Here is a 21,462-nt window from a genome sequence, read left to right as displayed (position 1 = left end):
GTGCAACAAATCATTGCAAGGATAAACGATAAAACTTCTCAAGTGCGCCGAAGGGGGAGAATTGCGGCCGGAGTTTTCAAACCCCTGAAACGAAAAAACCCGCTTTCGCGGGTTTGATCTGAATTTGGTGCCCAGGAGAAGACTCGAACTTCCACGACCTTGCGATCACCAGCACCTGAAGCTGGCGTGTCTACCAATTTCACCACCTGGGCAGCATCAACAACGTTGCCGTCGTCGATGGCGCGCACTATACGGAGCGGATTTTTAGCTGTAAACCCCTGCTATGAAAAAAACCTGGAAAAATTCTCCAGTGGTCGTGCAAGGTGCGTGGCGGGGGGCCATAAAGGGCTTTTAAACACTTGTTGATGCCTGAAATTTCCCGTTTCAATACGCGTATGCCAAACTAACCCGCATATAGACAAGGTGAAAAATCTCTAATGGCCGATTGGCAGTCCCTCGATCCCGAGGCCGCTCGTGAAGCGGAAAAATATGAAAACCCTATTCCTAGCCGCGAACTGATCCTGGCGCACCTCGCCGATCGGGGTTCGCCTGCTAGCCGTGAGCAACTGGTTGAAGAGTTCGGTCTGACCACCGAAGACCAGCTCGAAGCCCTGCGCCGCCGTTTGCGTGCCATGGAGCGCGATGCTCAACTGATCTACACCCGCCGTGGCACCTACGCGCCTGTGGATAAGCTCGACCTGATCCTCGGCCGCATTGCCGGCCATCGTGATGGCTTCGGCTTCCTGATCCCGGATGACGGCAGTGATGACCTGTTCATGAGCCCGGCGCAAATGCGTCTGGTGTTCGATGGCGACCGTGCCCTGGCGCGTGTTTCCGGCCTGGACCGTCGCGGTCGCCGTGAAGGCGTGATCGTCGAAGTGGTGTCCCGTGCCCACGAGTCCATCGTCGGCCGTTACTTCGAAGAAGGCGGTATCGGCTTTGTTGTGCCGGATAACCCGAAGGTTCAGCAGGAAGTGCTGATTACCCCGGGCCGCAATGGCGCCGCCAAGGTCGGCCAGTTCGTCGAGGTGAAAATCACCCACTGGCCCACTGCGCGCTTCCAGCCCCAGGGCGACATCGTTGAAGTGGTCGGCAACTACATGGCGCCGGGCATGGAAATCGACGTTGCGCTGCGCACCTACGATATTCCTCACGTCTGGCCTGAGGCTGTGCTCAAAGAAGCCGCCAAGCTCAAGCCGGAAGTCGAAGACAAGGACAAAGAAAAACGCATCGACCTGCGCCATCTGCCGTTCGTCACCATTGACGGTGAAGATGCCCGCGACTTCGATGATGCGGTCTATTGCGAAGCCAAGCCCGGCAAGCTGCGCCTGTTTTCCGGCGGCTGGAAGTTGTTCGTCGCGATTGCCGACGTCTCCAGCTATGTGAAGATCGGTTCGGCCCTGGATAACGAAGCCCAGGTACGCGGCAACTCCGTGTATTTCCCTGAGCGCGTGATCCCGATGCTGCCTGAGCAACTGTCCAACGGCCTGTGCTCCCTGAACCCGAAAGTCGACCGTTTGGCCATGGTGTGCGAGATGACCATCTCGAAAACCGGCGAGATGACCGACTACCAGTTCTACGAGGCGGTGATCCACTCCCAGGCGCGCCTGACCTACAACAAGGTCAGCACCATCCTGGAACAGCCGAAAACCAGTGAAGCCAAGGCGTTGCGTGGTGAGTACGGGCATGTGGTCCCACACCTCAAGCAGCTCTACGCGCTTTACAAGGTGTTGCTGGGGGCCCGTCATGTGCGTGGCGCGATCGATTTTGAGACCCAGGAAACCCGGATTGTCTTCGGTTCCGAGCGCAAGATCGCCGCGATCACCCCGACCACCCGTAACGATGCACACAAGCTGATCGAGGAATGCATGCTGGCGGCCAACGTGGCCACTGCCGAGTTCCTGAAAAAGCACGAAATTCCTGCGCTCTACCGTGTGCACGATGGTCCGCCGCCGGAGCGCCTGGAAAAACTGCGCGCGTTCCTCGGCGAACTCGGCCTGTCCCTGCATAAAGGCAAGGATGGCCCGACGCCGAAGGACTACCAGGCACTGCTGGCCAGCATCAAGGACCGTCCGGATTATCACGTGATCCAGACCGTGATGCTGCGTTCCCTGAGCCAGGCGGTGTACAGCGCCGATAACCAGGGCCACTTCGGCCTGAATTATGAAGCGTACACCCACTTCACCTCGCCGATTCGTCGTTATCCGGACTTGCTCACGCACCGCGCAATCCGCAGCGTGATCCACTCCAAGCAGAACACCCCGCACGTCAAGCGCGCCGGTGCCATGACCATTCCGAAAGCACGGATCTATCCGTACGACGAAGCGGCCCTGGAACAACTGGGCGAGCAGTGCTCCATGAGCGAACGCCGCGCCGACGAAGCCACCCGCGACGTGGTGAACTGGCTCAAGTGCGAGTTCATGAAGGACCGTGTGGGCGAGTCGTTCCCAGGCGTGATCACCGCCGTGACCGGTTTTGGCTTGTTCGTCGAGCTGACCGACATCTACGTCGAAGGCCTGGTGCACGTCACCGCCTTGCCGGGTGATTACTACCACTTCGACCCTGTGCACCACCGCCTCGCGGGTGAACGTACCGGTCGCAGCTTCCGGTTGGGTGATACCGTCGAAGTGCAGGTCATGCGCGTCGACCTCGACGAGCGCAAGATCGACTTCGGCATGCCTGACAAGCCCGTTGAGCCGGCTGGTCGTAAAAAACGTGGCAGCGAAACCGCGACGACGGCTGCCAAGGGTAAAGCGGCACCTGCGAAAGCAGCGGTCGCCGAGCCCGCGCCAGCCAAGGCAGGTCGTCGTTCATCTGCCAAGGACAAGGCCCCCGAAGCCTATCGCCCAAGCGATGCTGCGGCGAAAAACGCCGAACTGCGCAAGAGCCGTGAGTTGAAGCAGCAGTTGCTCAACGAAGCCAAAAGCGGTGGTAAAGCGGCGTCTGGGGGAAAGTCCCAGGGGGCGGAAAAGCCGTCGAGCAAGCCAAGTAAACACCGTAAAGGCCCGCCAAAAGCGGGTTCGGCCCCCGCGAAAAGCGGCGGGTCGCGCAAACCTAAGGCCAAGTCATGAGTCTGGAAAAAATCTACGGCGTACACGCCGTAGAAGCACTGCTGCGTCACCACCCTAAGCGCGTCAAGCAAGTGTGGCTGGCCGAAGGCCGCAGCGAGCCGCGTGTACAGGCGTTGGTCGAGTTGGCTACGCAAAACAAGGTCGCCATCGGCCAGGCCGAGCGTCGTGAGATGGACGTGTGGGTTGAAGGCGTCCACCAGGGCGTGGTTGCGGACGTCAGTCCGAGCCAGGTCTGGGGTGAAGCGATGCTCGACGAGCTGCTCGATCGTACCGAAGGTGCACCGCTGCTGCTGGTGCTGGACGGCGTGACCGACCCGCACAACCTCGGCGCATGCCTGCGTTCGGCCGATGCTGCCGGTGCGCTGGCGGTGATTGTGCCTAAGGACAAGTCGGCTACCTTGACGCCGGTTGTGCGTAAAGTCGCCTGTGGCGCGGCCGAAGTGATTCCGCTGGTGGCCGTGACCAACCTGGCGCGCACCCTGGAGAAACTCCAGCAGCGCGGCCTGTGGGTCGTGGGCACCGCGGGAGAGGCCGAGGTCAGTATTTATGACCAGGACCTCACCGGTCCGACCATCCTGATCATGGGTGCTGAAGGCAAGGGCATGCGTCGCCTGACCCGCGAGCATTGCGATTACCTGGTGCACCTGCCGATGGCCGGTAGTGTCAGCAGCCTGAACGTGTCGGTCGCGACCGGCGTGTGCCTGTTTGAAGCCCAGCGCCAGCGTGGTGCCAAGGTCAAGGCGAAGAAGTAATTCTAAGCCTGGTATAGAACCAACATGTGGGAGGGGGCTTGCCCCCGATAGCGGTGTTTCAGCGACAGATGCTGTGACTGAACCATTGCTATCGGGTGCAAGCGCTCTCCCACATTTGCTTTTGTGGCGCTTGGGAGATTGTTCAAATAATCACCAATCACCTTGCGCCCGTTCTTCCCCTTCTCTACAATTGCGCCCCTTGCCTTCCTGGCAGGCACCGATGTGCCTCCCTGCGGCAAGATCCATAAGTGTCATTCACTCCTTGTCTGACCGTTTTTGAGCGGCAGGCTACAACCCGTAAGGAGCATTCATGCGTCATTACGAAATCATCTTTTTGGTCCACCCGGATCAAAGCGAGCAAGTCGGCGGCATGGTTGAGCGTTACACCAAGCTGATCGAAGAAGACGGCGGCAAAATCCACCGTCTGGAAGATTGGGGTCGTCGTCAACTGGCCTACGCAATCAACAATGTTCACAAGGCTCACTACGTGATGCTGAACGTTGAATGCACTGGCAAGGCCCTGGCCGAGCTGGAAGACAACTTCCGCTACAACGATGCAGTGATCCGTAACCTGGTCATCCGTCGCGAAGAAGCCGTTACCGGCCAATCCGAGATGCTCAAGGCTGAAGAAAACCGCAGTGAGCGCCGTGAGCGTCGCGACCGTCCTGAGCACGAAGGCGCTGATAGCGCTGATAGTGATGACAGCGACAGCAGCGATAACGCTGACGAGTAATCCACGGACCTTATTAAGGAGCCTATCAAATGGCACGTTTCTTCCGTCGTCGTAAGTTTTGCCGCTTCACCGCTGAAGAAGTGAAGGAGATCGATTACAAAGATCTCAACACTCTGAAAGCCTACGTATCCGAGACCGGCAAAATCGTTCCAAGCCGTATCACCGGTACCAAAGCACGTTATCAGCGTCAGCTGGCCACCGCTATCAAGCGCGCCCGCTTCCTGGCCCTGCTGGCCTACACCGACAGCCACGGCCGCTGAGACCGGGCAGTCGACAAGTAGTAAGGGATTGAATGCATGCGCGCCTTAGCTGAGTTCATCATGCGCGGTCGCGTGCAGGCCACTCTGGTAGTGGCTGGATGTGCGGCATTGCCGTTGCTTTATTGGTTGGGTGCTGCCGCGGGTTGCCTTGTGCTGCTGCGGCGCGGTTTGCGGGATGCCTTTGGCGTCCTGGCCCTGGGAGTTGTGGCTGCCTTGATCTGGTGGCTGCAAGTGGGCGAACCCAAAGTGCTTTTGGTGCTGCTGGGGTCGTCGAGCCTTGCGTTGGTTTTGCGCGCAAGTGAGTCCTGGGTCCGCACGCTGCTGGTCAGCGTGGCATTGGGGTTGGTGTTTTCAGTGTTGATTGACGCGGCTTTCCGCCCGCAAATCGAGGCGCTGGCGCAGGAGATCGTCAAGATCCTGCCGCTGGCCCTCGGGGAACTCTACCAGCAGCTTTCGGTAGATGAGCGAGCGCGTCTTGCGACACTGATTGCACCGGCCCTGATCGGCCTTATGGCGGTAATGATGCAGATCGTCAGTGTGCTGAGCCTGATGCTTGGGCGTTACTGGCAGGCGTTGTTGTACAACCCGGGTGGTTTTGGTCGCGAATTTCGCAGTATCAGAATCCCCGTGGGCCCGGCGATGTTGCTGCTGGCACTCATGGCTGTCGGACCGTACTTCGGTTCACAGGCGGCCTTGTTGGTGCTGTTTTGCAGCGTACCGCTGGTGTTTGCCGGATTGGCCCTGATTCACGGGCTGGTGGCGCAGAAGCGCCTGGCCAAGTTTTGGCTGGTGGGGTTGTACGTCACGATGTTGCTGTTCATGCAGCTGATCTATCCGTTACTCGTGGTTTTGGCCATTGTCGACGGCCTGATTGATTTTCGCGGTCGTCTGGCGCCGAAAGACGCCGATAACGCGAACGGTGAAGGTTAAAAGTTAGAGGATTTTCACATGCAACTGATCCTTCTGGAAAAAGTCGCCAACCTGGGCAACCTGGGCGACAAAGTGAACGTTAAGGCCGGCTACGGTCGTAACTACCTGCTGCCATACGGCAAAGCCACCGCTGCAACCGCTGCCAACCTGGCTGCGTTTGAAGAGCGTCGTGCTGAGCTGGAAAAAGCAGCAGCAGACAAGAAAGCTTCGGCCGAAACTCGCGCTGCCCAACTGGCTGAGCTGGAAGTGACTATCACTGCCACCGCCGGTGACGAAGGCAAGCTGTTCGGTTCGATCGGCACCCACGACATCGCTGATGCACTGACCGCCTCCGGCGTTGAAGTGCAGAAGAGCGAAGTTCGTCTGCCGAACGGCACCATCCGCAACGTAGGCGAATTCGACGTAGCCGTGCACCTGCACGCCGAAGTTGAAGCCACCGTACGCGTTGTCGTGGTAGCAGCTTAAGCAGCACCTAACTGGCTGGCACCTCGCGTGCCAGGCGGTTAACATCGGGCACGATCCTGTTTACAGGTCGTGCCTTTTGTTTTTCTACAACCCCCAAATTCCAAGTGGCCATGAACGATATTTCAGCTCCTGAGCAATACGATCTGCAAACCGCTGCCCTGAAGGTGCCGCCGCATTCCATCGAGGCCGAACAGGCCGTGCTCGGTGGCTTGATGCTGGACAACAACGCCTGGGAACGCGTGCTGGATCAAGTCTCGGACGGTGACTTCTATCGCCATGACCACCGCCTGATCTTCCGTGCCATCGCCAAGCTGGCCGACCAGAACTCGCCAATCGACGTGGTGACCCTGGCCGAACAGCTGGACAAGGAAGGCCAGACCTCCCAGGTGGGCGGCCTGGGTTACCTTGGCGAGCTGGCAAAAAACACGCCGTCCGTCGCCAACATCAAGGCCTATGCCCAGATCGTTCGCGAGCGGGCGACCTTGCGCCAGTTGATCGGCATCAGCACCGAAATCGCCGACAGTGCCTTCAACCCCGAAGGCCGCACCGCTGCCGAGATCCTCGACGAAGCCGAGCGCCAGATCTTCCAGATTGCCGAAGCACGCCCGAAAACCGGCGGCCCGGTCAGCGTCAACGACCTGTTGACCAAGGCCATCGACCGCATCGATACCTTGTTCAACACCGATAACGCCATCACCGGTATTTCCACCGGCTATACCGACCTTGACGAGAAGACCAGCGGCCTGCAGCCGTCCGACCTGATCATCGTCGCCGGCCGTCCATCCATGGGTAAAACCACCTTTGCGATGAACCTGGTGGAAAACGCCGTGCTGCGCAGCGACAAGACCGTACTGGTGTACTCCCTCGAGATGCCAGGCGAATCGCTGATCATGCGTATGCTGTCGTCCCTCGGCCGAATTGACCAGACCAAGGTACGGGCCGGTCGCCTCGAAGACGACGATTGGCCGCGCCTGACCTCGGCGGTCAACCTGCTCAACGATCGCAAGCTGTTCATCGATGACACTGCCGGTATCAGCCCCTCCGAGATGCGTGCACGTACCCGTCGCCTGGTGCGTGAGCACGGTGATATCGCCCTGATCATGATCGACTACCTGCAGTTGATGCAGATCCCGGGCTCCAGTGGCGATAACCGGACCAACGAGATTTCCGAGATCTCCCGGTCCCTCAAGGCCCTGGCCAAGGAATTCAACTGCCCGGTAGTCGCGCTGTCCCAGCTCAACCGTTCCCTGGAGCAACGCCCCAACAAACGCCCGGTGAACTCCGACTTGCGGGAATCCGGAGCGATCGAGCAGGATGCTGACGTGATCATGTTCGTGTACCGCGACGAGGTGTATCACCCCGAGACCGAGCACAAAGGCATTGCCGAAATCATTATCGGCAAGCAGCGGAACGGGCCGATCGGCTTTATCCGCCTGGCGTTCATCGGCAAATACACGCGCTTCGAGAACCTGGCGCCGGGCAGCTACAACTTCGACGACGACGAATAACCCTTCTGCTCAATTCCGACCATTACCGTCGGAATTGGTCAAAATTTGTGCTATATTCCGCGCCCGCGATTTTTCATCTCAACACCGGTCACCGTCATGCAAACAGCCAAGCCGTTATTTGACTATCCCAAGTACTGGGCCGAATGTTTCGGTCCTGCGCCATTCCTGCCCATGAGCAGGGAGGAGATGGATCAGCTTGGCTGGGATTCCTGCGACATCATCATCGTCACCGGTGATGCGTACGTGGACCACCCATCGTTCGGCATGGCCATCATCGGCCGGCTGTTGGAGTCCCAGGGCTTCCGCGTCGGGATCATTGCCCAGCCGAACTGGCAGTCCAAAGACGACTTCATGAAGCTCGGCGAGCCGAACCTGTTCTTCGGCGTCGCGGCCGGCAACATGGACTCGATGATCAACCGCTACACCGCCGACAAGAAAATCCGCTCCGACGACGCCTACACCCCAGGCGGCATGGCTGGCAAACGCCCGGACCGCGCCAGCCTGGTGTACAGCCAGCGTTGCAAGGAAGCCTACAAGAACGTGCCGATCGTGCTCGGTGGCATCGAAGCCTCCCTGCGCCGCATCGCCCACTACGACTACTGGCAGGACCGCGTGCGTAACTCGATCCTGATCGACGCCACCGCCGATATCCTGCTGTACGGCAACGCCGAGCGGGCCATCGTCGAAGTCGCCCAGCGCCTGTCGTGGGGCCACAAGATCGAAGACATCACCGATGTGCGCGGCACCGCGTTCATCCGTCGCGACACCCCTGCCGGCTGGTACGAAGTGGACTCCACCCGTATCGACCGTCCGGGCAAGGTCGACAAGATCATCAACCCGTACGTCAACACCCAGGACACCCAGGCCTGCGCCATCGAGCAGGAAAAGGGGCCGGTTGATGATCCGGAAGAAGCCAAGGTCGTGCAGATTTTGGCCAGCCCGCGCATGACCCGCGACAAGACCGTGATCCGCCTGCCCTCGGTGGAAAAAGTTCGTGGCGATGCCGTGCTCTATGCCCACGCCAACCGCGTGTTGCACCTGGAAACCAACCCAGGCAACGCCCGCGCCCTGGTGCAGAAACACGGCGAAGTGGACGTGTGGTTCAATCCGCCGCCCATTCCGATGACCACCGAAGAAATGGACTACGTGTTCGGCATGCCTTACGCCCGTGTTCCGCACCCGGCGTACGGCAAGGAAAAAATCCCGGCCTACGACATGATCCGCTTCTCGGTGAACATCATGCGTGGCTGCTTCGGCGGCTGCACCTTCTGCTCGATCACCGAGCACGAAGGCCGGATCATCCAGAACCGTTCCGAAGAGTCGATCATTCGCGAAATCGAAGAGATCCGCGACAAGGTTCCAGGCTTCACCGGCGTGATCTCCGACCTCGGCGGCCCGACCGCGAACATGTACCGCATTGCCTGCAAGAGCCCGGAAATCGAATCCGCGTGCCGCAAGCCGTCGTGCGTGTTCCCTGGCATCTGCCCGAATCTGAACACCGACCACTCGTCGTTGATCCAGCTGTATCGCAGCGCTCGTGCATTGCCGGGTGTGAAGAAGATCCTGATCGCTTCCGGCCTGCGCTACGACCTCGCGGTCGAGTCACCGGAATACGTCAAAGAGCTGGTCACCCACCACGTCGGTGGTTACCTCAAGATCGCCCCGGAACATACCGAGGAAGGCCCGCTCAACCAGATGATGAAGCCGGGCATCGGCAGCTATGACAAGTTCAAGCGCATGTTCGAGAAGTACACCAAGGAAGCGGGCAAGGAGCAGTACCTGATCCCGTACTTCATCGCGGCCCACCCGGGCACCACCGATGAAGACATGATGAACCTGGCCCTGTGGCTCAAGGGCAACGGCTTCCGCGCCGACCAGGTGCAGGCGTTCTACCCGTCACCGATGGCCACTGCCACCGCGATGTACCACTCGGGCAAGAACCCGCTGCGCAAGGTCACCTACAAGAGCGACGCGGTGACCATCGTCAAGAGCGAGGAGCAGCGCCGTCTGCACAAGGCGTTCCTGCGCTATCACGACCCGAAAGGCTGGCCGATGCTGCGTGAAGCGCTGACCCGCATGGGCCGCGCCGACCTGATCGGGCCGGGCAAGGACCAACTGATCCCGCTGCACCAGCCGACCACCGACAGCTACCAGAGCGCCCGTCGCAAGAACTCGACGCCGGCCGGCAGCCACAAGGTCGCCAAGGAAACCACCACCAAGATCCTTACCCAGCACACCGGCCTGCCGCCCCGTGGCAGCGACGGCAGCAACCCGTGGGACAAGCGTGAGCAAGCCAAGGCTGCGGCCATGGTGCGCAACAAGCAGGCCGCCAAGGAACGCACCGACGCAGCCAAGGGCAAAGGCAAGAAGCCTGCGCGTAAGCCGGTCGTACCGCGTTGATCGCAGCCTGAAATGCAAAACGCCAGCCTCGTGCTGGCGTTTTGCTTTCTAGCGGGTGGGAAACCTGTTTGTTAAGGTGGCGCCCATTGAATCGCCTTCGCGAGCAAGCCCGCTCCCACATTCGACCGCATTCTCATGCTGGAGCTCGGTCAACTGTGAGAGCGGGCTTGCTCGCGAAAGTGCCAGTTCAGACACCACCTATTTCAAGGAAGATCACCCCATGAGCAACCCCCTGCTCAACATCGGCATGGACTCCAACCGCTCCCAGTTCATGGCGCGCCAGCGCATCGAAAGCCAGATCAACCTGCCACGGCTGTTCGCGGCTATCGACGCCGACCCCAGCATCGTCGGCGCGGGGGTGGTGTATATCGACGCCGACTTCAACGTCATTACCCTGCGCGAATTCAAGCCCATCTGCAGCATCAAGCCCAAGCGCATCATTTTGCGTGAAGCGCAGAAGTACATTGCGCCAACACAGTTTGCTCAACATGTCGTGAGCAATCCTCGAGAATCGCGACTGATTGGCGAAGCCGTGAATACCGGAATCTCCTGCTTGGGGGCGGTCATCAGTTGGGCTGCGATCGCCAGTGGAACAATTCTGGTGCCTTTCAGCGCTGGCGCCAGTTCCGTCATCGTTGTAGTGGGGTATGCGGCTGCCGGCGCAAGTACGCTTCAGTGTTTCAACGGCATTGCCCGAACAGCGCTGGAAGTCGCCAAACCTGAGGTCAAGGATTCGCTCGACAGTGAAGGCTGGTACCAGAATGCGTCCATCGTGCTGGACGCCGTATCACTGGCAGGCGTGGGCGCTTCGGCCCTGACGACGGTCAAGCTGGTCAGGGCCGCCAAAGCATCGACGGGCAAGAGCCTGCGTGATGTGCTTCGCGGTTTGAATCGCCAGGAAAGAGCCAAGCTGACGAAAGAGCTGCTGAGCATCAACCATCCCAGCTTGACCGCGAAGATGATCAAATTGAGGCAGGCGTCGGGCGAACTCACCAAGCGTTTCACCCCTACGCAGCTCAAGCACAGCACCACTACCCAGATCAAAGACGTCCTGGGCGCAAGCGTTGGGTTTGGCGGGAGTGCCTACTCCGGAAACGTCAACACCATCGCGATTGGACTGTACGAGGAGGTAAGCGAATGAGCGAATTGATGACGCTACGCGACTTTTTCAGACAATACTTTCTGACGTTTATGGGCGGCGTATTTGCTGCGTGTTTTTCTTTGGCGTTGGCTGTGGCGCTGGCGTTCATCACCTATTTTCGTGATGCGCCGATGGCTCAAGTGGGGCTCAAGATCATGTCTGCCGGGGCGCTGCTCATTCTGTTGACGGTTCATAGCAACTTTATGATTTTGCGGGGCCGACCCTCCTGGGTGTGGGTAATGGTCGGTATCTATGTCGCCTGTCTACTGTTTGTAGTTCCGATGGTTCAATTCCAGCCTCACAAAGTCCTTTATGGGTTGGCGCTGTTATTCCCATTGCTCGGATTATTGACACTTAACAGCAAGGTTCAACGAGAGATGCGCACGAAACTCGTGGGAATCCGTCGCATTCGGCAGGCGGTCAAATCAACCGTCAGATCGAGTAGTCGCATGTGAAGGAGCCGCCTTCGATAAACGGTTTCCTCACGCGCTATTTCCCGGTCTTCATGGGGACGATTTTCATGGCGATCTTCTCCGGCTCGGCGGCGGTATCCATGGCCGGTGTGACGTACCTGCGCGGGGTTGATCCAGCGCTCAAGTCCAGCTATTCGGGGGCTGCGATCCTGGTGCTGGTGGCGGTGCTGGTGTTTGGCAGCGTGATGATCGCTCGCGGGTATCGCTGGGCCACCCGGCTCGTGGCGGGCTACCTGGTGTGTTGCCTGTTGTTCGTGTTGCCGATGATTCAATACGGTATCAACACCCAGGTCTATGGCTCGGCGGTGCTGTTTCCGTTGCTGGGCCTGCTGTTGCTCAACAGCAGGCGCCACCGCGAAATGCGCCAACGGCTGCTGGAAGTCCGCCGCCTGCGCCAAGCCGTCATCGCACAGCGAAGAGCCCGTTGACTGAGTAGATTCGTCACCTGTGTCTTCGCACCTTGGGACAAACGTGAGTACGCCGGGGCTGGAGTGTGGTCCCGGCGCGTATTTTCAGGTTTTGATGTTCTGGCGAATGTTCCAGCCGTACTTGACGGCGCCGCCGTCCTTGCCACCATCGGCTTTCTGCGGCTGGTAACTGACTTCGACCGTGGCGAAGTTCAGGCCGATGACTTCAGTCAATGTGTCGTCTGTCGTTACCGCATCGGTCTGGTACGAGATGACCATGACCTCCTTCATCGTGATCACCAGATACTCCACGGCACTGCTGCCGCCAGCCTTGCGCACCACCAGCCTGGCCTCGGGGTAATGCTTGCCAGTAGAGCAGGCCATCATCAGGTTGGGTGAAGATTTGTCCATGACCTTGGAGATGGACAGGTTTTCAATATTGACCTTGCCGGCACCGCCGCCGCTGCCGGTATGCATGGAACCGGTCTGGGACATGCCCCAGCCCCATTTGCTGATCTCGATTTCATCGCGATGCCCAGAGTCCTTGGACTCACCCTTGATGTCTCCGAGCTTTAAAAACATATCAGTTGCCATGGTCGCTCCCTGTTTGGTTGTTCGCCGGTAGTGGCGCGGGGCGTACTTTTTCCTATTCGGGATATGGCCTACAAGACGCTACATCGTGATCAGGAAGTGCCTGTCTTGATAAAGCGAAGCTTCTGACATTTTTTGCGGATAGTCAGTCTTTAACCTCTGCGCTCTTGTGAAAAACCGGAGTAAAGGGATGACTTCCAACGTGTTGAAAGACGGGTTTCCCAGTGCGCATCTCACGACGCGGCAGTGGATAGAAAGCAGTATTGATCTGCAAAAGTTGTTTGCGGCGATTGATGCTGATCCCGCCATCGTTGGCGCGGAGGTGGTGTATCTGGACGCTCAACTGCGGGCGATTGTGTTGCGTGAATTCCAGCCGATTTGCAGTGTGGCGCCGAAGAAGGTGATTTTGCGTGAGGCGCCAAGTTATGTCGGGAGGGTGGAGTTCGCACGGCGGCTTGCGAATGAACCGCGCCAGTCGCAGGTGGCGTTTGAGGCGGTGAATGCGGCGTTGGCGTGTACGTCGGCGGTGATTAGTTGGGTGGTGATAGCGGGTGGGTTCGGGTTGAGTCCATTTACTTTTGGGGGCTCTGGCGTAGCGGCTGCGATTAGCGTCGTAGGCGCCTCAGCCAGCAGTGTTCAGTGCATTATGGGTTTTCAGCGAACGCGATATGAATATGTAGACCCTGCGCGCAACGACGAGTTGGACAGCAATGAATGGTACCAAGCCGTAACTATTGGGCTGGATGCGGCTTCATTGTTAAGTATCGGCAACACGGCAATGTCTACGATCCGGTTCGTCAATATGCTGAAAAAGGCAACAGGAAAAAATACGCATCAGGTACTCAAAGGCTTGAATCGGCAGGAACGGGTAAAGCTCACCAAGGAATTACTGAGTATCAACCATCCTGATATGACCCGGAAAATGGTCAAACTCAAACAAATGGCTGGAGAGATGCCCAGGCGCCACACCTCGGCAGAAGTGAGGCGTGGGACCATCATGCAGATGCTCGATGCCGTTGGCGCGGTGTCGGGCCTTGCTGGCAGCGTGCGGTCCGGGAACATACGGATCATCGCGGTTGGGCTGTATGAGGAAATTTCAGAATGAGATTACTCAAAACGAGATATCTCATACCGAGACGCCCTTTTCTTTTGCGTTACTTTCCCGTTTTTATCAGTGCGATCTTTATGGGACTTTTGGGTGGGACCGCGGTTGTGGCACTGCTGGAACACTACTATCCGCGAGCAGCCCCCTGGGCATTATCGACGTCTGCTGCTGTAAATGCCTGTGGGATATTGGCCCTCTTTATCACCCTCTGCAATGTCATGATTGTCTGCGGGCGGCCGAAATGGGTCTGGGGCATGTATGGTCTTTTCATGGCCTGCTTGTTATTCGCTTTACCAGCTTTTCAGTTTTCACCGCACCCATTCATTTACGCAGAAAGCATCGTGTGGCCGCTGCTCGGCCTCGTATTGCTTAGTAGTAAACGCCACCGCGAAATGCGTGACATCTACGTAGAACTTCGCGACATGCGGGGCAAGATAATGGTGGCCATTGAAAAGCGCCGCAAACACGAGCGCGCAATCATCAGAATAAAGAAACCGAGGTGATTCCCCACCCCCGGCGCCCACCCATTCGATACCGCCCCACCCACTCCCGCCACAAATATGTGCAACCCTTGCACCATTACCGCAGCCACAGCGCCGTTTTGGTGCTGTACTGCACCGGGTCTTACGATAAAGCGCAATGACCGCCGCTCTGGCATAAGTCTTGCGCGCGTTGTGTTCATGCCCTGGCTCGCAGGAGGCCGCCGTGTCGATTCATGTCGCGTTGCACCACGTTACGCATTACCGCTATGACCGCGCTGTCGAACTTGGCCCGCAGATTGTGCGTTTGCGCCCGGCGGCCCATAGCCGCACGCGGATTTTGTCGTATGCGCTGAAAGTGCTGCCCGAGCAGCATTTCATCAATTGGCAGCAGGACCCCCAGGGCAATTATCTGGCGCGGTTGGTGTTCCCGGAAAAAACTGACGAGTTGCGCATCGAAGTCGACCTGGTCGCCGAGATGGCGGTGTTTAACCCGTTCGACTTTTTCCTTGAGCCCTACGCTGAAAAAATCCCCTTCAGCTACGCCGCCGATGAGCAGCGCGAGCTGGCGCCGTACCTGGAAACCCTGCCGCTGACGCCGAAGTTTGCCGCCTACCTGGCCGGTATCGACCGCACGCCGCTGCCGGCCGTGGATTTCCTGGTAGGCCTCAACCAGCGCCTGGCCGCCGACATCGGCTACCTGATCCGCATGGAACCGGGCGTGCAAACCCCGGAATTCACCCTGGAAAACGCTTCCGGCTCCTGCCGTGATTCGGCCTGGTTGCTGGTGCAATTGCTGCGCAACCTCGGGTTGGCGGCGCGGTTTGTGTCCGGTTACCTGATCCAACTGACCGCCGACGTCAAAGCCCTCGACGGTCCCTCCGGCACCGAAGTCGACTTCACCGACCTGCATGCCTGGTGCGAAGTGTATTTGCCTGGCGCCGGCTGGATCGGCCTGGATGCCACTTCCGGGCTGTTCGCTGGTGAAGGGCACATCCCCTTGGCCTGTAGTCCTGATCCATCGTCCGCCGCGCCGATCAGTGGGCTGGTGGAACCGTGCGAGTGCGAATTTACCCATGAAATGTCGGTGGAGCGCATCTGGGAAGCGCCACGGGTCACCAAGCCCTACACCGAAGAGCAATGGCTGGCGATCCAGGCCTTGGGCCGGCAGATCGACGGCGACTTGCTCAAGGATGATGTGCGCCTGACCATGGGCGGCGAGCCGACCTTCGTCTCCATCGACGACCCTGACGGCGCCGAGTGGAACACCGCAGCCCTCGGGCCGGATAAGCGTCGCTTGTCCGCCGAACTGTTCCAGCGCATGCGCAAGCACTACGCGCCCAAGGGCCTGGTGCACTTCGGCCAGGGCAAGTGGTACCCCGGCGAGCAATTGCCGCGTTGGTCGCTTAACTGCTACTGGCGCCGTGACGGAGTGCCTATCTGGCACAACAGCGCGCTGATCGCCGATGAACAACAGGACTACGGCGCCGATGGCGTACTGGCCGGGCGCTTCCTGGCGAGTGTCGCCGAGCGCCTGAAGTTGCCGGCGCGCTTTGTATTTCCGGCCTTCGAAGACAACTTCTACTACCTGTGGCGCGAAGGCGCGTTGCCGCAAAACGTCACCGCCCAGGACCCGCGCTTGAGCGACGACCTGGAGCGCGAGCGTTTGCGCAAAGTGTTCAGCCAGGGCCTGGATAAAGTCATCGGCCAGGTGCTGCCGCTGGCACGCACCGCCGCCAATGACCGCTGGCAGAGCGGGCGCTGGTACCTGCGCGATAACCATTGCCGCCTGGTGCCGGGGGATTCGCCGCTGGGCTATCGCCTGCCGTTGGCCTCGCAGCCTTGGGTGACGGCGGCGGAGTATCCGTTTGTGCACCCGACCGACCCTAACCAGGATCAGCCGGAACTGCCGACCAGCGCGCAACTGCAAAGCCATGGCGACCCCGCGCCGAGCGACGAGCGAGTGCCCGAGGTCGACGAGTCCGCTGACTGGCTGACCCGCACCGCCCTGTGTGCCGAAGCGCGGGAAGGGCGCCTGTACCTGTTTATGCCGCCCCTGGAGCGCGTCGAGGATTATCTGGAGTTGGTGGCCGCCATCGAAGCGACCGCCGAGGAACTGCACTGCCCGGTGTTGCTGGAAGGCTACGAACCACCGTTCGATATGCGCCTGAGCAACTTCCGCGTCACGCCGGATCCGGGTGTGATCGAGGTCAATGTGCAGCCGTCCGCGACCTGGGACGAGTTGGTGGAACGCACCGAATTCCTCTACGAGGAGGCGCGGCAAACCCGGCTGACCACCGAGAAGTTCATGATCGACGGCCGCCACACCGGCACCGGCGGGGGTAACCACTTTGTGCTGGGGGGCGCGACGCCCAAGGATTCGCCATTCCTGCGCCGGCCCGACCTGCTGCGCAGCCTGATCAGCTATTGGCATAACCACCCGTCGCTGTCCTACCTGTTTTCCGGCCTGTTTATCGGCCCGACCTCCCAGGCCCCGCGGGTGGACGAAGCCCGCAACGACGCGCTGTATGAGCTGGAAATCGCCTTTGCCCAAATGCCGCAGCCGGGTGAAGAATGCCCGCCGTGGTTAGTGGATCGCCTGCTGCGCAACCTGTTGATCGACGTGACGGGCAACACCCACCGCGCCGAATTCTGTATCGACAAACTCTATTCGCCGGATGGCGCCACCGGCCGCTTGGGCCTGCTGGAGTTGCGTGCCTTTGAAATGCCGCCCCACGCACGCATGAGCCTGACCCAGCAATTGCTGCTGCGGGCCTTGGTCGCGCGCTTCTGGCGTGAGCCCTATGCGCCGCCGAAACTGGCGCGCTGGGGCACCGAGTTGCATGACCGCTTCCTGTTGCCGCACTTTATCGAGCAGGATTTTGCCGACGTGATCGTCGAGTTGAACGCCGCCGGTTACCCATTGCGGGCCGAATGGTTCGCCGCGCACCTGGAGTTCCGCTTCCCCAAGGTGGGCGATTACGCCGTCAGCGGGATCGAACTGGAACTGCGCCAGGCCCTGGAGCCTTGGCATGTACTGGGCGAAGAGGGCGCGGTGGGCGGCACGGTGCGTTATGTGGATTCGTCTCTGGAGCGTTTGCAGGTGAAGTTGAGCGGGCTGCCGCCGCAACGCTACCTGCTGACCTGCAATGGCATCCCGGTGCCGCTGCAACCGACCGGGCGCATCGGTGAGTTCGTCGCCGGCGTGCGTTACCGCGCCTGGCAACCGGCCAACTGCCTGCAACCGACCATCCCGGTCCATGCGCCGCTGGTGTTCGACCTGCTGGACACCTGGATGCAGCGCTCGCTGGGCGGCTGTCAGTACCATGTTGCGCATCCGGGCGGGCGTAACTACGACAGCTTGCCGGTGAACGCCAATGAGGCTGAGAGTCGGCGCATGGCGCGGTTTTTCCGTCTCGGCCACACGCCTGGGAAGCTCACCGTGCCCAGTGTTGTGATCAATGATGAATTCCCGATGACCTTGGATCTGCGGCGTCACCCCAATAAGAATGACTAAATGCAATCTAATGTTGGAGGGAGCAAGCTCCCTCCAACATTAGATTGCAGTGAATTTGAATTAAACTGAGCCCCTTTGCCTCTGCCGAGCGTTCCATGCCCGACTTGCTCGACCAATACCCGCTGACCGCAGGTACTTATCACGAACTGCTGGACGACAGTGGCGCAGTGCGCGCCCATTGGCAGCGCTTGCTTGATCACCTGCAACGCAGCACACCCACGCAGTTGGCCCAGCGCCAGGCGCTGCTGACCCGGCAGATCCAGGAAAACGGCGTGACCTATAACGTCTACGCCGACCCCAAGGGCGCCGATCGCCCGTGGGAACTGGACCTGCTGCCCCATGTGCTGGCGGCCGATGAATGGCAGCAGCTGTCAGCCGGTATCGCCCAGCGTGCGCGCTTGCTCAACGCCGTACTGGCGGACCTCTACGGGCCGCAACGTTTGATCAAGGAAGGCCTGCTACCGGCCGAGCTGGTGTTCGGGCATAACAATTTCCTGTGGCCGTGCCAGGGCATCCAACCGCCTGACGGTGCGTTTCTGCACCTGTATGCCGTTGACCTGGCGCGTACCCCGGATGGTCGCTGGTGGGTCACTGCCGACCGTACCCAGGCGCCTTCGGGCGCCGGTTATGCGCTGGAAAACCGCACCATCGTGTCCCGCGCCTTCCCGGACCTGTACCGGGATTTGCAGGTGCAGCACCTCACCGGTTTCTTCCGCACGCTCCAGGAAACCCTGGCCCGCCAGGCGCCGAGCGACGACCAGCCACCGCTGATCGTGCTGCTCACCCCTGGGCGTTTCAACGAGAGCTATTTCGAACACCTGTACCTCGCGCGCCAGCTCGGCTACCCGCTGGTGGAAGGCGGCGACCTCACGGTGCGCGACAGCACGGTGTTCCTGAAAACCCTCAGTGGCCTGCGCCGGGTGCACGCGATCATGCGTCGCCTCGACGACGATTTCTGTGATCCGCTGGAATTGCGCACCGACTCCGCTCTCGGCGTGCCCGGCCTGCTCGACGCGGTGCGCCAGGGCAATGTGCTGGTGGCCAATGCCTTGGGCAGCGGCGTGCTGGAGTCGCCGGGGCTGCTCGGCTTTCTGCCGAAGATCAATGAGTTTTTATTTGGTGAAAAACTCATCCTGCCGTCCATCGCCACCTGGTGGTGCGGTGAGGCGCCGGTGCTGGCCGAGGCCCTGGAGAAACTGCCGGAACTGCTGATCAAACCGGCGTTTCCATCACAAACGTTTACCCCGGTGTTTGGCCGCGACTTGAGCGCTGAACAACGCCAGGCCTTGGCCGAACGCATGCGTGCGCGGCCCTACGCCTATGTCGCCCAGGAACTGGCGCAACTGTCCCAGGCGCCGGTGTGGCACACCGTGGAGGATCACTTGCAACACCGCGCCATCGGCATGCGGGTATATGCCGTGGCCAGCGCTGACGGCTACCGCGTACTGCCCGGCGGCCTGACCCGCGTGGCGGCGGATGCCGATGCCGAAGTGGTGTCGATGCAACGCGGCGGCGCCAGCAAGGACACCTGGGTGCTGGGCGAACGCGCCACCGGTGGCGAGCATTGGCGCGCCCAACGCGCAATTGGTGCACATGACCTGGTGCGCCGCGACCCTTATCTACCGTCCCGCGTAGTGGAAAACCTGTTCTGGTTCGGCCGTTACTGCGAACGCTGCGACAACAGCGCACGCTGGCTGCGCATCGTGCTGGCGCGCTATGTCGACGGTGACGACCCCCTGGCGTTGCAGGCGGCGGTCGAGCTGGGTGAAAACCTGCGCCTGCTGCCGGAGGAGGACGAGTTGCCCGAGCGTTTGCAAGCGGCCTTGCTCGGCGATGATTGGCCGTCGAGCCTGCGCGCCAACCTGCAACGCTTGCAGTGGGCAGCGTCCCAGGTGCGCGGCAAATTATCCCGTGAGAACTGGCAGGCCTTGGTAGAGCTGCAACGCGAAGCCTTGGAACTGGAAAGCGAAAGCCCGGATTTTGGTGAGTTGCTGGATTTCCTCAACCGCCTGGTGATGTCCCTGGCGGCGCTGTCCGGGTTTGCCCTGGACGACATGACCCGCGACGAAGGCTGGCGTTTTCTGATGATGGGCCGGCGCATCGAGCGTCTGCAATTTCTCAGCAGCAGCCTGGCGGCATTCCTGCGCGGTGTGGCGGTGTTCGACCAAGCGGGGCTGGAGTGGTTGTTGGAACTGGGCAACAGCAGTATCACCTACCGCTCGCGCTACCTGGCGGTGCCGCAGCTGATCCCGGTCCTGGATTTGTTGTTGCTGGACGAGCAGAACCCCCACGCCGTGGTGTTCCAACTGAAACTGGTGAGCCGCACGCTGCGCCGTCTTAACGATGATTTTGGCGTGCCACGGGAGACCGGGCTGGCGCCGTTGGTGGAGCGCCTGGCGCGTTTCGACCTGGGTTGCCTGGAGAACCCGTTGTTTGGCGAGTCCAGTGTGCGTGCCGCGCTGGAAGGCCTGGCCGACCTGCTGCAAGCGGTCGCCGATGAGAGCGGGCAAGTGTCGGATCGTTTGGCCTTGCGCCACTTTGCCCATGTGGATGATGTCAGCCAGCAAACGGTGTCGGTGTGATGAGTGCGCGCTACCAGATTTTCCACGATACCCATTACCACTACGACAGCCCGGTGTCCCTGGCCCAGCAGCTTGCGCATTTATGGCCGAGGCCGTGCGACTGGCAGCGTTGCAGCGCCCAGCAACTGGATATCAGCCCGCAGCCGTCGTCACGCCGGGATGAGCTGGACGTGTTCGGCAACCCGATCACCCGCCTGGCATTCGAACGGCCCCACGATGAACTGTTGGTCAACGCCGGATTGACCGTGGAAGTGCTGGCGCGGCCCGTGCTGGATTTCCAGCGCTCGCCCGCCTGGGACCAGACCCGCGACAGCCTGACCTACAGCAGCCAGCCGCTGTCGCCCGAGTTGATCGAAGCCTGTCGCTATCGCTTCGAATCGCCCTACGTGCACCTGAAGAAAACCTTCGTCGAGTTTTCCGAAAGCTGTTTCCCCCCTGGTGCACCGTTGCTATTGGGTGTGCAGGCCTTGATGGAAAAGATCTTCAGCGAATTCACCTTCGACGCCGAAGCCACCCAGGTCGCCACGCCGCTGGTGGAAGTGCTGGAGCGCCGTCGCGGCGTGTGCCAGGACTTCGCCCACCTGATGCTCGCCTGCCTGCGCTCGCGCGGCCTGGCGGCGCGTTACATCAGCGGCTACCTGCTCACCCAGCCACCGCCCGGCCAGCCACGGCTGATCGGCGCCGATGCCTCCCACGCCTGGGTCTCGGTGTATTGCCCGGTATCGGGCTGGGTGGATTTCGATCCGACAAACAATGTGCAGCCGGCGCTGGAGCACATCACCTTGGCCTGGGGCCGGGATTTCTCCGATGTATCGCCGTTGCGGGGGGTGATTCTGGGGGGAGGGAGCCATGACCCGGAGGTGCGGGTGACGGTGATGCCGCTGATGTAGGAGCGAGCTTGCTCGCGAAGAACCTGAGGGCGCCGCGTTGATCTTGGCTTCCCGCGTTATCGTTGACGTTCTTCGCGAGCAAGCTCGCTCCTACAGTAAATAATTATTCAGCCGGGTCTTTCGGGGTTTCAGTCTCGTCTGCTGCCACTTCACCTTCC

General features: G+C 60.3%; 17 protein-coding genes and 1 tRNA gene. 16 read left to right on the top strand and 2 right to left on the bottom strand.

What is annotated here, in order from left to right; genetic code table 11:
- Nucleotides 1–125 precede the first annotated feature (125 nt).
- A tRNA-Leu gene (locus J1G35_RS11075) sits at nucleotides 126–212 on the bottom strand.
- Nucleotides 213–437: 225 nt separating this feature from the next.
- Between J1G35_RS11075 and rnr the strand changes: the two genes are divergently transcribed.
- The 11 genes from rnr to J1G35_RS11020 all read left to right on the top strand — a co-directional run bounded on the left by rnr (nucleotide 438) and on the right by J1G35_RS11020 (nucleotide 12,161).
- Nucleotides 438–3,071: a ribonuclease R gene (gene rnr, locus J1G35_RS11070; protein WP_223014978.1), complete on the top strand. Its 2,634-nt coding sequence runs from the start codon at nucleotides 438–440 to the stop codon at nucleotides 3,069–3,071.
- Nucleotides 3,068–3,823 carry a 23S rRNA (guanosine(2251)-2'-O)-methyltransferase RlmB gene (gene rlmB, locus J1G35_RS11065; RefSeq protein WP_021493242.1) on the top strand — a complete coding sequence of 252 codons (756 nt, stop codon included), beginning with the start codon at nucleotides 3,068–3,070 and terminating at the stop codon, nucleotides 3,821–3,823. Before rnr ends, rlmB begins: the two co-directional genes overlap by 4 nt.
- Nucleotides 3,824–4,133: 310 nt before the next feature.
- Nucleotides 4,134–4,556 carry a 30S ribosomal protein S6 gene (gene rpsF / locus J1G35_RS11060; RefSeq protein WP_003171371.1) on the top strand — a complete coding sequence of 141 codons (423 nt, stop codon included), beginning with the start codon at nucleotides 4,134–4,136 and terminating at the stop codon, nucleotides 4,554–4,556.
- 29 nt (nucleotides 4,557–4,585) lie between these two features.
- Nucleotides 4,586–4,816 carry a 30S ribosomal protein S18 gene (rpsR, locus tag J1G35_RS11055; RefSeq protein ID WP_003171373.1) on the top strand — a complete coding sequence of 77 codons (231 nt, stop codon included), beginning with the start codon at nucleotides 4,586–4,588 and terminating at the stop codon, nucleotides 4,814–4,816.
- Nucleotides 4,817–4,852: 36 nt separating this feature from the next.
- On the top strand, nucleotides 4,853–5,746 hold the full coding sequence (locus tag J1G35_RS11050) for a hypothetical protein (protein WP_053134443.1): 894 nt from the start codon (nucleotides 4,853–4,855) through the stop codon (nucleotides 5,744–5,746).
- Between the two features lie 18 nt (nucleotides 5,747–5,764).
- Nucleotides 5,765–6,211, top strand: coding sequence for a 50S ribosomal protein L9 (gene rplI, locus J1G35_RS11045; RefSeq protein ID WP_003171376.1), 447 nt, complete (start codon nucleotides 5,765–5,767; stop codon nucleotides 6,209–6,211).
- A 110-nt stretch (nucleotides 6,212–6,321) separates the two neighbouring features.
- Entirely contained in the window at nucleotides 6,322–7,719 is a 1,398-nt protein-coding gene (gene dnaB, locus J1G35_RS11040; RefSeq protein WP_017526410.1) for a replicative DNA helicase, read from the top strand.
- A 96-nt stretch (nucleotides 7,720–7,815) separates the two neighbouring features.
- Nucleotides 7,816–10,119, top strand: coding sequence for a YgiQ family radical SAM protein (locus J1G35_RS11035; protein ID WP_053134446.1), 2,304 nt, complete (start codon nucleotides 7,816–7,818; stop codon nucleotides 10,117–10,119).
- 220 nt (nucleotides 10,120–10,339) lie between these two features.
- Nucleotides 10,340–11,260, top strand: a complete 921-nt coding sequence (locus J1G35_RS11030; protein WP_053134449.1) for a hypothetical protein — start codon at nucleotides 10,340–10,342, stop codon at nucleotides 11,258–11,260.
- Complete coding sequence (locus tag J1G35_RS11025; protein ID WP_024073094.1) at nucleotides 11,257–11,715, top strand: hypothetical protein; 459 nt, start codon at nucleotides 11,257–11,259, stop codon at nucleotides 11,713–11,715. Before J1G35_RS11030 ends, J1G35_RS11025 begins: the two co-directional genes overlap by 4 nt.
- Nucleotides 11,716–11,765: 50 nt before the next feature.
- Nucleotides 11,766–12,161: a hypothetical protein gene (locus J1G35_RS11020; protein WP_223015025.1), complete on the top strand. Its 396-nt coding sequence runs from the start codon at nucleotides 11,766–11,768 to the stop codon at nucleotides 12,159–12,161.
- A gap of 84 nt (nucleotides 12,162–12,245) precedes the next feature.
- Here J1G35_RS11020 and J1G35_RS11015 read toward each other — a convergent pair whose 3' ends face one another.
- Entirely contained in the window at nucleotides 12,246–12,734 is a 489-nt protein-coding gene (locus J1G35_RS11015) for a type VI secretion system tube protein Hcp (RefSeq protein ID WP_223014977.1), read from the bottom strand.
- 187 nt (nucleotides 12,735–12,921) lie between these two features.
- Between J1G35_RS11015 and J1G35_RS11010 the strand changes: the two genes are divergently transcribed.
- The 5 genes from J1G35_RS11010 to J1G35_RS10990 all read left to right on the top strand — a co-directional run bounded on the left by J1G35_RS11010 (nucleotide 12,922) and on the right by J1G35_RS10990 (nucleotide 21,304).
- Complete coding sequence (locus tag J1G35_RS11010) at nucleotides 12,922–13,836, top strand: NAD synthetase (RefSeq protein WP_223014976.1); 915 nt, start codon at nucleotides 12,922–12,924, stop codon at nucleotides 13,834–13,836.
- On the top strand, nucleotides 13,833–14,339 hold the full coding sequence (locus J1G35_RS11005; RefSeq protein WP_074848596.1) for a hypothetical protein: 507 nt from the start codon (nucleotides 13,833–13,835) through the stop codon (nucleotides 14,337–14,339). The genes J1G35_RS11010 and J1G35_RS11005 overlap by 4 nt, the downstream gene beginning before the upstream one ends.
- 202 nt (nucleotides 14,340–14,541) lie before the next feature.
- Nucleotides 14,542–17,832 (top strand): transglutaminase family protein, encoded by a 3,291-nt coding sequence (locus tag J1G35_RS11000; RefSeq protein WP_223014975.1) that lies wholly within the window; start codon nucleotides 14,542–14,544, stop codon nucleotides 17,830–17,832.
- A gap of 95 nt (nucleotides 17,833–17,927) precedes the next feature.
- Nucleotides 17,928–20,414 carry a circularly permuted type 2 ATP-grasp protein gene (locus J1G35_RS10995; protein WP_053134467.1) on the top strand — a complete coding sequence of 829 codons (2,487 nt, stop codon included), beginning with the start codon at nucleotides 17,928–17,930 and terminating at the stop codon, nucleotides 20,412–20,414.
- Nucleotides 20,414–21,304 (top strand): transglutaminase family protein, encoded by an 891-nt coding sequence (locus J1G35_RS10990; protein WP_053134470.1) that lies wholly within the window; start codon nucleotides 20,414–20,416, stop codon nucleotides 21,302–21,304. Before J1G35_RS10995 ends, J1G35_RS10990 begins: the two co-directional genes overlap by 1 nt.
- Nucleotides 21,305–21,462: the final 158 nt, after the last annotated feature.

Source organism: Pseudomonas sp. SH10-3B, from assembly GCF_019891415.1.
Lineage (GTDB): Bacteria > Pseudomonadota > Gammaproteobacteria > Pseudomonadales > Pseudomonadaceae > Aquipseudomonas.
The sequence above is the reverse complement of the archived record's forward strand: the minus strand, read 5'-3'. Positions and strand labels throughout refer to the sequence as shown.